The sequence below is a fragment of the Bradyrhizobium iriomotense genome (assembly GCF_018130765.1).
Classification (GTDB): Bacteria; Pseudomonadota; Alphaproteobacteria; order Rhizobiales; family Xanthobacteraceae; genus Bradyrhizobium; species Bradyrhizobium iriomotense_A.
Window position 1 is genome coordinate 212,262 of sequence record NZ_JAFCJZ010000003.1, and the last position, 13,692, is coordinate 225,953.

Below are 13,692 nucleotides of genomic sequence, written 5' to 3' on the forward strand. Positions count from 1 at the left end.
TGCGTTCTGGATCAGGGAGCAGCGCATGGCGATCGTCTTCATCACCGGCAGCACGGATGGACTCGGCCGGGCGGCGGCGCAATCGCTGCTCGATCAGGGACACCGCGTGGTGCTGCACGCGCGATCGGCCGAGCGCGCCGCGGCGGTCGCGGACTTCGCCGCGCATGCCGCGGGCATCGTGGTCGGCGATCTCAGGAGCGCCGTCGAGACGAAGAACATCGCGGACCAGGTCAACGCGATCGGGCGCATGGACGCGATCATCCACAATGCCGGCGTCTACACCGAGCGGAGCCGCGGCCCGACCGCGGAGGGCCATGCCGGCACGCTGGCGATCAACACGCTAGCGCCGTACCTGCTGACGGCCCTGATCGCGCGGCCGAAGCGGCTGGTCTATCTCAGCAGCGGCCTGCATCGCGGCGGCGAGGGCTCATTGCGCGACCTCGACTGGACCCAGCGAAGCTGGGATGCGGCACAGGCCTATGCCGAAAGCAAACTGCACGCGGTCGCGCTGGCTTACGCGCTGGCACGGCGCTGGCCGCATGTCCTCTGCAATGCGGTCGATCCCGGCTGGGTGCGCACCAGAATGGGCGGTGCGGGTGCCCCCGTGGATCTCGACACCGGACAGCGCACGCAGTCCTGGCTCGCCGTCAGCGAGGAACCGGCCGCGATGGTCAGCGGCCGCTACTGGCATCACCTGCGGCAGGAGCAGCCGGCCGGTGAGGCGACCGACCCGGCATTCCAGGACGCGCTCATCGCCAGGCTGGGCGAGCTGACGGGCGTGCAGCTTCCGGTGGCGTAGCCTGCAACTCACACGCTCCAAACCACGCGCGGGATCAATAAAGCGGGAGATGTGAAACGGCTCACAATCGTGCCGGGGAATTGGCTCTAGAAAAGCCCAGGAGCCGGCAAGCTTTTCGCTCTGCGCCGATGGCCGCGATGCGGTGCGCCAGCTGCGGCTGGCGCGCAAGCCACGGTTCCGCGTCGTTTTGACGATCATTCGATTGGATTTCAATCGGGCGCCCACCATGGACGGTGAGCGTCCTGGACGGAAAACAGACCGGCAGGATGCCGGCACCGCAGGATGCGGAGAACAGCGCCGGCTCGATTCGCCCGTTGCGCGCTTTTCTGTCCGGTATAGACTTTGAGTAGGCGTGAGGTTTTTTGCGCCGGCTGTTGCGCGGCTGAGGGTTGCGTCGTGGCGAAAGTCGTTTTCAATCTGACCATTGAAGATAGTGGCGAAAGTCATTGCCGCATCGTCGCGGACTACAATTCATCGAGCCGCGAGATTGAAGTCGAAAAGCTCAAGCCGAGCTTCCGCCAGAATCTGAGGCCGTTGCAGGAAGCAATTCTCCAGTGCGCTGCCGCGCGCAACGCGAACGCGTCCGCGACAGGTGGCGGTGATGAAGCGAGACCCGCTTTGCGTGACGCTGCCGGAGGCCTGACCAAGGGGTCGGACGAGCGGATCGTGCAGGAGATCGGATCGCAACTCTTCGAGTTCATCTTTCAGCGCAAGATCCTCGAACTCTATCAGGAATGTTCCCAGGCGGCGCGAAAGGACGATCAGCCGTTCCTGATCCGTCTGCGGGTCACCGACCCCACGCTCGCTTACGTGCCATGGGAGACGATGTACGACAAGAGGAACCGCTTCTACGTGACGACGTCGCAAAGCACGCCATTCATGCGGGCCGTCGACGACTATGGCGAAGAGCGCCGGGTATCCGCGGCAAGGCCGATACGGATGCTGGGCATGGCGGCGCGGGTCAAGGTCCTGAACGGATTGCCGCTGGACGAGATCGAGGTCGATGCCGAGCAGGTCGCGATCAAGAACGCGTTGAGCGAGCTGAACGACGGCAAGAGGCTGAAACTGTCGTGGATCCCCTCGGCGAAGGCTCGGGATCTCAACCGCCGCTTCCTGAGGGGAGACGAAGGCAAGCGGTGGGACCTGTTTCACTTCATCGGGCATGGCGGCCATGATCCCGAGCGGCAGATGGGCTTTATCGTGGTCCAGGAGGAGGGCGGGCCGAAGGGGAGAAGGCTTTATGCCGACTCGCTGAAAGAATTCCTGACCCAGCCCGGTCAAACGCCGAGTCTCGTCGTCCTGAACTCCTGCAGCGGCGCGCAGGGCGAGCCGGGCTCCCTGTTCTCGAGCACCGCCGCCGAGCTCATTCAGGGCGGCGTGCCCGCCGTGATCGCCATGCAGTTCGAGATCAGCGACAACATGGGGCTCGCCTTCGCCGATACGTTCTACACCTATCTGGCGGAAAACGTCTCGATTCAGGCCGCGCTGGCGCATACCCGGGCCGAATTGAAGGCGCGGCAATTCGCCGAATGGATTTCGCCGGTCCTGTACATGCGCGGCCTCGACGGGGAAATTTTCGTGGACCGGGCCGGATCGGAGTGAGTTTTCATCCATGCATGGCCTTGACCCGTCGATCGTAGCTCTCGGCCTCGGTGCGATTGCGATCTGCGTCGTCAGCGCGATCGACTTCCACGCACCTTTCGAAACCGCGGACATCCGCTTTGCCGTGATGCGCGATCGCTATTATTTCGCGGTCTTCGCCTACGTCACGATCGCGGTGGTGTTCTATTTCTTCGTCGCGATCCTGATGTCGCGCGGAACTGGCCTCGTCGTCGCGATCCCTGCGACGATCGCCTTCATGGTGCTGACGCCCCATTTGCCGGTGCTCGGTTGGGTGATCGATTTCCTGCGACGCATGATGCAGACATTGGCACGCTATCCGCAGGTGGTGGAGACCGTCATCGTCGCCATCGCGCGGTCACCCATCAAGGTGACGGAGCGGGCAAGGCCCGAGTTGCAGCGCGAGCTCGAAGGGTACGGCGTTCCCGCCGGGCTGATCGAGAAGGCGCTCAACGACGACGACCAGGTGCTCGCACCCGGCGCCGCAACCATGATCAAGCAGGTCGCCTCCCTCCACACCAGTTTCGTCGAGCTGCGCAACAACAAGCGATTCAAGAGATTCTTCCGCGCCCGGAAAGCCGCCTTCGACGAGATGGAAAGGCAATATCGGCGCATGCTGCGGCGATCGGCCCGTGCCCTCCTGCTGACGGAGGACATCACGGTGTCGGACGTGGACGCGCTGGAGCTGGTGCTCGAGATTTCCGATTTCATCTCCGAGGAATGCGAGGATCTGCGCGTCGCCTACCAGCGTCGATTGGCCGAGGCGACGTTGTCGGTGGTCGACAGGCGCGATTCCCGCACGGAGCTGATCTCCAGCTTCGGATATCAGACCGTTCTCCCCCAGCCGCTGCCGTTTGCGCCGCTGGTGATCATCTTCGTGCTCGACTTCGTGGTCTCCGTCGCACCGCTGTTCTTCATGGACCTGTCGAAGAATTACGAGGTCGACTCGCTGACCGGAGGGCTCTCCTCCGCCGCACATGCGGTTGCCGTGATGATCTCGATCTTCTTTGCGATCTACCCGAAGGCCTCGACAAATTTCGCGCGTCCCTCGCTGTATGCCTTACCCTGGCGCTCCTACATCGTCTTCGGCGCGCTATCCTATTTGCTCGGCAACGCCGTGCTCTGGATCACCTACAGCGCGATTCCGATCGCGCCCGGTTGGCTGGCAAGCGGTCATCCGCTTGCGGCGAGCTCGCTGGTGTCCCTGGTCTTCCTGGTCAATACGCTGGTCCTGAGCATTCTTCTCGACGTGCGGCTGAGAGCCGATTCACTGGACTATCACGAGGCAAGGCTGAGGGACGGCGCGACCCATGCGGTGGTCATGGCGTCCGTCATGCTCTGTCTTCTCATCGGATTCACATTGGTGAGCAGATATTTCGGCCTGAACATGCCGTATATCTCCTGGCTGCAATACGCTTTCACCATAGCGCTGTTCGGTGTGCTCGGATTCGTCATGGGCTATCTCGTGCCGTCGACCGCGGAAGCCTACATCGAGGCCAACAAGCTGATCCGGAAGTCGTCGGCGCTTGACGGCAACCGGCTCGAATGGGCGGCGCCGGCGTCTCAGCCGAGCACGCAGCTCAGGTCTTGATTTCACGCCGGGCCCGCAAGGTCCGTGCGGCACATGAGGATGCGACGAAGCAGACCGTCTGGACAGGGGCGTAGTCATGGCTGAACTCGAAGTAGCGAACGGGATCGTGGTCCGTAGTCCCGACGATGTCGAAATCAGGATCGTTCAGGACGGTCCGGTTCGCCGCGGATTTCGCCGAGGCACTGCCAGCCAGATCGATGGCGCCGATCAGCTCAAGGGGGCGTTGTCGGCGTCCGACTTCACCATAGCGGCCGAAGTCGAAATGGTACCGACGCGCCCGGGAACGCGGGCCTTGCGACGGGACCCATCGACGCCGACGCAGATCGAGGTCGAAGTCGGCCCGTCGGAAAGGGCGCTGGTCCTGATCGAGGGCGCAGGCGGTGTCTATGCCTGGACGTATCCGCAAGCGGCGGGCCAACCGTCAAGGCAGCGTGGAGGCGGACAAGTTCTGGTCTTTCCGCTGACGGCCGGGACGCGGGGCTCCGCACGCGGAGTCGCCCCCGCCAGCGGCAAGCGCGGTCCCGTTCTCGACTGGGTGTCCGACAAGCTGATCGATCCGGTCCGCGCCTATGTGCTGAAGTTTGCCGCCCGAACGGCGATCGACGTGGCGACCGACTATATCGAGGGGGACAGGGAAGAGGGCATCGTGGTGATGGCCGGGCTCGATCCGGCCGCATGGACACCGGCGCGATCGGCGCGGCCCCAACTGCCGCAGCACCGCCCGCTGAAGATCCTGCTGATGGTGCATGGCACGTTCTCGTCGACGGCGAGCGGCTTTGCGCAGCTGGCCGGCTCCGACAGCGGGAGGACGTTCCTGTCGAAGGCCGGCGCGAATTACGACGTCGTCCTCGGCTTCGATCACAAGACCCTGACCGTCACACCTCGAGAGAATGCGGCCGCTCTTTTGGCCGCGCTGCAGGCGCTCGGCATCCCCAAAAATTCCGCGATCGACGCCGTCATCCACAGTCGCGGCGGACTTGTCTATCGCGTGGCCGAACATCTGCTTGCGGACAAGCGGCCGGACATCCGGCTCGGCAAGGCCATCTTTGTCGGCTGCACCAATGCCGGAACGCATCTGGCCGAGCCCGAGAACTGGGCGGCGATGATCGACCTCTACACCAACGGGATCATGGCCGGCGTCCGCGCGGTTTCATTCCTTGCGGGAGGCGCTGCGCTGAGTCCCATCGTGTCGCAGGGGATCAAGACCGTCGGCCGTTTCGTCCAGGCGTTTTCCGAGGTCGCCATCGACGAGGGCCGGGTGCCCGGACTTGCCGCGATGCGGCCGACAAGTGATCTCGTCAAGGAGTTGAACGGCGCGGACGGTCCGCTCGACAGGCTCGCGGCCTATCATGCGATCACGTCGAATTTCGTCGCGCAGATTGCACCCGACAAGGGCGTGACGAAGGAGTTCGCCGAGTTCATTGCCGATCGTGTGACAAATAGGCTGTTCCAGCTCGACAACGATCTGGTGGTGGATACGGCGTCGATGACATCGTTCGGGACCCGTGGCCCACGCCTTGCGAAGGACGCGACGTTTGCTTTCGGCGATACGGACGACGTATTTCACACCACGTATTTTGCGACGGATATCGTGCCCGCGAAATTGAGCGAGTGGCTGGGCCTTGGTGCATCTCGTCCCGAGAGAGTCCCGGTGCAAATCGACCTGCAGCAGCCGCCGCCGCGGCGATCGAGACGGGGAGTGGCGTCCATCGTCGAAAGCCCGCTCGAATCCGGTTCGGCTGCGCGCGAATGGGAAGGTCCCGGATCAGGCTCCATGTCGGACACGCTCACATTGCGACGGACGCGATCGCGCTCCGCTCCTTCGGCCCGGCCGCCCGCGGCCAAGGAGGCACCTACCGCAGGTGACACGCCGCCCGCGGCATCGCCGTCGCCCGGTTCACGAACCGCGGCCTGCTATTTTGCTGCGGAGATCGAGTCTCACCCGCCGCCGAAGAAGCCGGTCCCGCTGTTCGTCACGGTCTCCCGACAGAAGATTGAGGCCGCGGAGAGCCCGGCCTCGGCCGCCCTGGATGCGCCGGTCAACGTCGATACGGCACGCGCGATCGTCGTCGAAGTCATCGCGCGCAAGAATTGCCGGGTCGTCGGAGACACCAGCGCCGAGGTCGACCTGCCGCGGGATCAGCGGGCGGAGTCGTTGCGCTTCGTTGTGGAGGGCGCCGCGGAAGGCGCGGCCGACATCCTGGTCGAAGCGCGGCAGGGCCCGCGCATTCTCGCGTCGTTTACCTTGGCCCCCGTGTTCGTCGACGCCGACAGCAAGACCTTGCGCCGGAGCCAGGTCGGATTGGCCATGGCGGCCCATCCGGACGAGCCGGCGGTGCTGCGGATCTACGAGATCATGGAGAGCGGCAAGGTGACGCTGCGCTTCGATCTCGCCTGTGCCGATCCGAACATCGCGGTGTCGGAATCGCGCACGCTTCCGGGTGGCTTCTCCCGCGACGTCTATGTCGCGGAGATCTTCAAGGGCATCGAGAGCGCGTGGCTCGCAACGAACCGCCTGTATGACCAGTTCCTGTCGCGCCTGCAGGCCAACGGAATCGTCATGGCGAACGAGCTGCTGCCGGACAAGGTCCGCGAGGCGCTGTGGACCCACCGCGACGCGATCCGCGCGATCCAGGTCATCTCCGAGGAGCCGTTCATTCCCTGGGAGCTGCTCTACATCAACGACCGGAAGTCCGGACCGGATGGGAAGGGTTTTCTCGCCGAATGGGGGCTGGTGCGCTGGCTGCACAGCACGCCGTGGCCCGGTCCGCAACTCGGCATGCGCAATGATCACGTCAACTACGTGATCCCGGCCTATGTCGATCCCGGCCTGCGGCTCGAAGGCGCCGATGCCGAACGCCAGATGCTGGCCAATCTGTTCGGCAGCCCCCGCGAGGTGACGGCCGAGAGCATCGCCGTCACCAGCTTCCTGCAGAAGGATGCGAGGGACTGCGACGTGCTGCACTTTGCCTGCCATGGCGAGGCGGCACAGCGGGCGGTGATGACGGCTGACCTGTTGATGACGGGCACCAAGGTCGACGGCAATTTTGCCCAGGACTCGCTCTCGGCGGATCAGGTCAAGGCGTATGCCCGCTTCGCCGAGAGCGGGCCGAATCCGATCGTTTTCATCAACGCCTGTCAGACGGGGCGTGCCGGGCGCGGCATCGGCGGAGGTGTCGCCGGTTTCGTCGATGCATTCCTGCGGCCGTACTCCGAACGCGGCGCGGGCGCACTGGTCGGCGCGCTCTGGTCGGTCGACGACAAGCTGGCCTACAGCTTTGCCGAGGCGTTCTATCGCTCGCTCAAGCAGGGGGAGACGCTGGTCGATGCCGTCCGCGCCGCGCGCGAGGCCGCCAAGAACCGGAAGGAACTGACCTGGCTGGCCTATTCCGTGTATGGCAATCCGTTCGCGCGCGCCTCGGATGCTCCGTAGGTAGAAGCCGGGATCTATCCGTCGCCCTCTGCGTGTGGAGTTCGCGCCGGACCCGCTTACATGAACCTGACAGGGGCGGGAGGCGGGGCCTGCCGGGTGCTTTTTCGCTAGCCGAAACCGGACGAATGGGGGAAGAGAGCACGGATGCGGCGCGAGCCGTGCTGTGACACCGGAACATCCGGCGGGAAATGCGATGCGCCTTCTGATCGTCGAGGACAATGCCGAGCTGTCGCGGCTCGTGGCCGGTGGGTTGTCGGCGGCCGGCTATGAGAGCGACATCGTGGGCAGCGCGGCTGAGGCGCGCGAGGCGGTCAGCAGCGTCAGCTATGCCGCGATGATCCTCGACCTTGGCCTTCCCGACGGCGACGGCCTGTCGGTGCTGCGCGAGCTGCGCCGGCAAATGGAACCGCTGCCGGTGCTGGTGCTGACAGCGCGCGGCGGCCTGCAGGACCGCGTGAGCGGCCTGCGCAGCGGCGCCGACGACTATCTCGCAAAGCCTTTCGCGATGGAGGAGCTGGTGGCGCGGCTTGAGGCGATCCTGCGCCGGCCTGGCCAGCTGCTCGGCCGCTCGCTGCATCTGGCCAACCTCGTCTACGACACCGAAAGCCGCCAGATCTTCGTCGACGACCAGCCGCGGATCATCTCCGCGCGCGAGACCTCGGTGCTCGAGATCCTGTTGCGCCGGCAGGGGCGGGTGGTGCCGAAGAAGAACGTCGAGGACCACATCTTCGGCCTCGAAGGCGAGGTCGCCTCCAATGCGGTCGAGGTCTACGTCTCGCGGCTGCGCAAGCAGCTCGCCGAGCACGGCGCCAAGGTCGTGATCCACACCATCCGCGGCGTCGGCTATTTGATGGCCGAGGAGAAATAGCGTGTTCGCCGTCCGGTCATCCGCCAGGCCGACGTTCAAATCGCTGATCTGGCGCATCGTGTTCATGCACATCGTCGCGGTCGCGGTGGTTGCGATCTTCCTGCCGCTGGTGCTGTTCTGGCTGCTCAATTCCGAAGTCGACCAGTTGCACCGCGACGCCATGCGCGCTCAGGCCGAGGTGCTCGCCGAGCGCATCGTCCCGCAGGCGGACGGCACCTTGACGTTCATTCTTCCGGACAGCCTGCGAGGTCTCTATTCGGAAGCCTACGGCCGGTACCTCTACGACATCCGCGACGAGGACGGACGCGTGTTGTTCTCTTCGCGGCGAAAGGCAGGCGATGCCACGCCGCCGCGTCTGTCCGAGACGATTTCCGGTGCTGGCGTCAGCCGCGTGATCGAGGGCAAGACGGTACGCATCCGCGTCGCCGAGGACCTTTCGCACCGCGACGTCATCATCGACGACATCATCTCGAACTTCTTCCGGCGGGTGGGGTGGATCACCATCCCGATCCTGCTGGTCCTGCTCGCCACCGACATCATCATCTTCCGCCGCGCGATCGCGCCGCTGTGGAAGGCCTCGGAGGAAGCCAGCAATATCGGCCCGGCGCGCACTCACATCCGTCTGCCGACGGAGCATATCCCGCGCGAGATCATGCCGCTCGTCACCGCCGTGAACCAGGCGCTGGACCGCCTCGAGGATGGCTTTCGGGTGCAGCGCCAGTTCACCGCGGATGCCGCGCACCAATTGCGCACGCCGCTGGCGATCCTGCGCACGCGGATCGAGACGCTGCATGACGGCGCGGCAAGAGAGGTGCTGCATGCCGACATCGAGAGCATGAGCCGCATCGTCGCCCAGCTCCTGGAGATCGCCGAGCTCGACACGCTGGTGCTCGATCCCGGCGAGACCGCCGATCTGCGCGCCGTCTGCACCGAGGTGGTCGGTTCGATCGCGCCGTTCGCGCTCGCCCAGCACAAGGACATCGCGCTAAGGGGCACCGATGCGCCGGTGCTGATCCACGGCAATGCCGAGATGCTCCAGCGCGCGATCTTCAACCTCGCCGAAAACGCCATCAAGTTCACCGCGACGGACACCGCGGTCGACGTCGAGGTCGGCGAGGACGGTTCGGTGCGCGTGCGCGATTGCGGCCCGGGCATTGCGGAAGCCGAGCGCGATTTGATCTTCCAGCGCTTCTGGCGCGCCGACCGCCAGCGCAGCGACGGCGCCGGTCTCGGGCTCTCGATCGTGCGCGGCGTGGCCGACGATCACGCCGCGACGGTGGCGGTGGAGAACCTTCCGGGGGGCGGCGCGGAGTTCACGCTGCGGTTCCGGTTGGCGGAGGAGGGTGGCGACGGCGCGTCGAAGATGGCGCGGCATTGACGCTGCACCCTCTCCCCCTGCGGGAGAGGGTGGCTCGCCGCGATAGCGGCGAGACGGGTGAGGGGTTCTATCCGCGAGTCCCGCTTTCAGTTGGGCGCGCTGAGAGAACCCCTCATCCGGCGCTTCGCGCCACCTTCTCCCACAAGGGGAGAAGGAAGAGAGCGGCGCTATTTCAACTTGCCGGTGGACAAGTCCATGATCATGCGCGTGGTCAGGTAAAGACGCGGCACGATGGAGTCGAGCTCCACGTATTCGGCATCGTTGGAATGCGCGCCGAAGCCCGAGAGGCCCATGCCTTCGACCACGGCGCCCTTGGTCTTGAGGGCGGCAAAGGCGGCATCGGTGCCGCCGCCGGTTGCCTTCTCGTCGACCTTGAGAGGCATTCCGAGCTCCTGATAGATCGTCTTGCCGTAGGCCGCCACGCGGCGCGAGGCGTCGTTGGCCTCTAACGGCGGACGGCGCACCTCGAATTTCAGCTCGACCTTGGAATCGGGCAGCAGGCGGTTCTTGATCTTCTCCTGCAACGCCTTTTCCAGCCCGTCGAAATCCGAGACCTTGAGCGCGCGCGCATCGGCCTGGGCCGTGGCTTCGGCCGGGATCACGTTGCGGTTGGTGCCGGCCTTGGAGACGGTCCAGTTCAGCTTCTGGCCTTGCTCGGGCTTGGACAGGTCCTTCATCTGAAGCACCTGGTGCGAGAGCTCGTAGAGCGCGTTGATGCCGCCCTCAGGCCTTGCGCCGGCATGCGACGACTTGCCGATCACCGAGAGATAGGCCGAGCCGATGCCGCTGGTGGCGAGCCGCAGCGTGCCGTCGGTGCCGCCGCCTTCGAACGAGAATACCACGTCCTGATCCGAGGCGAATTTTGTGATGGTGCTGCGCCAGCCGGGCGAGGAAATCTCCTCATCGCCATTAGTAAGCACCGTGAGCGTGCCGTAGTCCCTGAAGTTCAGTTTCTGCAGCATCGCCACGGTGTGGAGAATGAGCGCGACGCCCTGCTTGTCGTCGGCAATGCCGAGGCCATAGGCCTTGTCGCCGTCGATGCGGAACGGCTGGTCCTTCAGCATGCCCTTCAGGTACACCGTGTCCATGTGGGCGATCAGCATGATCTTCTTGGCTCCGGTGCCCTTGAAAGTGGCGTGCACGGCCGGACCGATCTTCTCGGGCGTGTCGTCGAGGCGATAGATGTCGGTGGGCTGCAGGATCTCCACAGTGCCGCCGAGCTGCCTGAGCTGACCGGCAACGCGCTCGGCGATCTGGTTCAGGCCCTCGACGTCCTTGCTGCCGGATTCGATGCTGACGAGATCACGCAGCGTGTCGAGCAGCGGCTGCTGCTCCTTCTGTGCCAGTGCATGGACGTCGGCCACCGGCTCGGCGTGCGTGACGGTGGCGGCACATGCCAGCCACAGCGAGGCGATCAACGGAGCGACGAGCGAGGGAACAGAGTGCGATCGGGGCATGCGCGGCGGTCCATCGGTTGGAGGATGGGCCGGTATGCCTGCGTTCGCGACGCTTGTCACGCTCGCTGCTGAACCCTCTCCCCCTGTGGGAGAGGGTGGCTCGCCGCGATAGCGGCGAGACGGGTGAGGGGTTGTCGCCGCGAGTTCAAATGACAATCGGACTCGCGGAGAGAGACCCCTCATCCGGCGCTTCGCGCCACCTTCTCCCACAAGGGGAGAAGGGAAGAGGGCAGCTCGCGTTCGCCTTACTTCTGCGGCGGGCCGAGATCCAGCGGTGGCAGCTCGATCTGGGGGACCTCGATCTTGACCTTGTCGAGATCGACGTTGAGCGGCTTGTCGAGCAGGCCCGTCACCACGGACGGGAAGATGATCACGAGCAGCACCATGATCATCTGCAGGCCGATCCAGGGCATCGCGCCCCAATAGATGTCGGAGCTCTTCACTTCCTTCGGCGCGACGCCGCGCAGGTAGAACAGCGCGAAGCCGAACGGCGGATGCAGGAACGAGGTCTGCATGTTCACGCACAGCATCACGCCGAACCAGATCAGCGCCGCGTCCGGTCCCACCACGGGGGCGAGGATCTTCTGCGCGATCGGGGCGATCATCGGCAGGATGATGAAGGCGATCTCGAAGAAGTCGAGGAAGAACGCCAGGAAGAAGATGAAGAGGTTGATGAAGATCAGGAAGCCCCAGACGCCGCCGGGCAGCGAGGTCAGGAGATGCTCGAGCCAGACGCCGCCGGAGACGCCGAGGAACACCACCGAGAAGCAGGTCGAGCCGATCAGGATGAAGGTGACCATGCAGGTGAGGCGCATGGTGGACTCGTAGCCCTGCTTGATGAGGTCGCGCAGGTCCGGAATGCGCGCGGCCTGGAAGCAGATCCACGCCACCGCCAGATAGGTCACCGCGAAGGCGAGCTTGAAGATCAAATTCTCGCTGTACAGCATCGCGACGATGGTGCCGATGCCGGCGGCGACCACGCCCGCGATCAGCACCTTGCGATCGTTCCTGGTGAAGTCCTTGTGGTGGATCGCGGCGAGCACGATGGCGCCGACCGCGCCCATCGCGCCGGCTTCCGTCGGTGTCGCAAGGCCCATCATCATGGTGCCGAGCACGACGAAGATCAGCACGGCCGAGGGAATGATGCCCATCAGGCATTTCTTCCACAGCGGCCAGCCGGTCAGCGTGCGGGCCTCCTTCGGCACTGCCGGCACGTGGCCCGGCTTGATCAGGCCGAGGATGAAGGTGTAGCCGGCGAACAGCATGATCTGGAACACCGAGGGGCCCCAGGCGCCGAGATACATGTCGCCGACCGACTTGCCGAGCTGGTCGGCGAGCACGATCAGCACCAGCGAGGGCGGCACCAGCTGCGTGATGGTGCCGGAGGCAGCCAGCACGCCGGTGATGTAGCGCATGTTGTAGCCGTAGCGGATCATCACCGGCATCGAGATCAGCGCCATGGCGATCACCTGCGCCGCCACCGTGCCGGTGATGGCGCCGAGGATGAAGCCGACGATGATGACGGAATAGCCGAGGCCGCCGCGAATCGGGCCGAACAGCTGGCCCATCGAATCCAGCATGTCTTCGGCGAGCCCGCATCGCTCCAGTATCGAGCCCATGAAGGTGAAGAACGGGATCGCGAGCAGCAGCTCGTTGGAGAGCACGCTGCCGAACACGCGGCCGGGAATGGCCTGGAGGAAGTTGAGGTCGAAGAAGCCGAGATGGATGGCGAGGAAGCCGAAGGACAGGCCGACCGCGGCGAGCGTGAACGCTACCGGGAAGCCGATCAGCATCGCCAGAACCAGGCCGCCGAACATCAGCGGCGGCATCATTTCCAGCGTAATCATTGGGTCGGCCTCTCGTACTTGGCGTCGATCGTCACATAGCCCTGGAGAGCCGCGATACGCTTGATGACTTCGGAAACACCCTGGAGCGCCAGCAGGACGAAGCCGGCGGGAATCACGAACTTGATCGGCCAGCGGATCAGGCCGCCGGCATTGCCGGACATCTCGCCGACGTCATAGGCCTGCATGAAGAACGGCCAGGACAGGTAGGCGAGCAGGAGGCATGCGGGAATCAGGAAGAACAGAGTGCCGATCAGATCGAGCAGGAGCTGGCCGCGCTCGGACAGCAGCAGATAGAAGATCTCGACCCGGACGTGCTCGTTGCGCTTGAAGGTGTAGGACGCGCCGAACATCACCAGGATCGCGAACATGTACCATTGCATCTCCAGCCAGCCGTTGGAGGAGTAGCTGAAGGCGTAGCGGATCATGGCGTTGGCCGCACTGACCAGGCAGGACAGAAGCACCAGGAGGTTACAGACGTAGCCGATCTTCTCATTGAGGAGGTCGATGGCGTTGCTCACCGCCAGCAATGGACGCATCTTATTTTTTCTCCGTCGCGGTCTAACTTCACGGGAGCAGCATCAGCACGCATCGCTCGGCCCGCATGCGAAAAAGCACGCGACCGCACGGCTTATTTTCCGAAAGCGCTGCGGCGTCAGTCCTCCCCTCGTGCCTTGCCGTCTTGACCGCGACCGCCAACGG

General features: G+C 64.7%; 9 protein-coding genes. 6 read left to right on the forward strand and 3 right to left on the reverse strand.

Annotated features, from left to right (window positions below; translation table 11 throughout):
• The first annotated feature begins 25 nt into the window (after positions 1–25).
• The 6 genes from JQ635_RS07215 (at position 26) to JQ635_RS07240 (ending at position 9,689) form a co-directional block, all read left to right on the forward strand.
• Positions 26–799, forward strand: a complete 774-nt coding sequence (locus JQ635_RS07215) for an SDR family NAD(P)-dependent oxidoreductase (RefSeq protein ID WP_211409175.1) — start codon at positions 26–28, stop codon at positions 797–799.
• Between the two features lie 396 nt (positions 800–1,195).
• Complete coding sequence (locus JQ635_RS07220) at positions 1,196–2,401, forward strand: CHAT domain-containing protein (RefSeq protein WP_211409176.1); 1,206 nt, start codon at positions 1,196–1,198, stop codon at positions 2,399–2,401.
• Positions 2,402–2,411: 10 nt separating this feature from the next.
• Positions 2,412–4,010, forward strand: a complete 1,599-nt coding sequence (locus JQ635_RS07225) for a hypothetical protein (RefSeq protein ID WP_211409177.1) — start codon at positions 2,412–2,414, stop codon at positions 4,008–4,010.
• Between the two features lie 76 nt (positions 4,011–4,086).
• A complete protein-coding gene (locus tag JQ635_RS07230; protein WP_211409178.1) occupies positions 4,087–7,443 on the forward strand; it encodes a DUF7379 domain-containing protein in 3,357 nt (1,118 codons plus the stop codon).
• 193 nt (positions 7,444–7,636) lie between these two features.
• Positions 7,637–8,311 (forward strand): response regulator transcription factor, encoded by a 675-nt coding sequence (locus tag JQ635_RS07235; RefSeq protein ID WP_211409179.1) that lies wholly within the window; start codon positions 7,637–7,639, stop codon positions 8,309–8,311.
• A gap of 1 nt (position 8,312) precedes the next feature.
• Positions 8,313–9,689 carry an ATP-binding protein gene (locus tag JQ635_RS07240; RefSeq protein WP_211409180.1) on the forward strand — a complete coding sequence of 459 codons (1,377 nt, stop codon included), beginning with the start codon at positions 8,313–8,315 and terminating at the stop codon, positions 9,687–9,689.
• Positions 9,690–9,856: 167 nt separating this feature from the next.
• Here the strand turns inward: JQ635_RS07240 and JQ635_RS07245 are convergent, their stop codons facing one another.
• From JQ635_RS07245 to JQ635_RS07255, 3 genes are all read right to left on the reverse strand, one after another.
• The gene (locus tag JQ635_RS07245) at positions 9,857–11,146 is read right to left on the reverse strand and encodes a M20/M25/M40 family metallo-hydrolase (protein ID WP_211409181.1); all 1,290 of its coding nucleotides are present in this window, start codon (positions 11,144–11,146) and stop codon (positions 9,857–9,859) included.
• A 245-nt stretch (positions 11,147–11,391) separates the two neighbouring features.
• A complete protein-coding gene (locus JQ635_RS07250) occupies positions 11,392–12,993 on the reverse strand; it encodes a TRAP transporter large permease (RefSeq protein ID WP_211409182.1) in 1,602 nt (533 codons plus the stop codon).
• Positions 12,990–13,529 carry a TRAP transporter small permease subunit gene (locus JQ635_RS07255; RefSeq protein WP_145831530.1) on the reverse strand — a complete coding sequence of 180 codons (540 nt, stop codon included), beginning with the start codon at positions 13,527–13,529 and terminating at the stop codon, positions 12,990–12,992. Before JQ635_RS07255 ends, JQ635_RS07250 begins: the two co-directional genes overlap by 4 nt.
• Positions 13,530–13,692 lie beyond the last annotated feature (163 nt).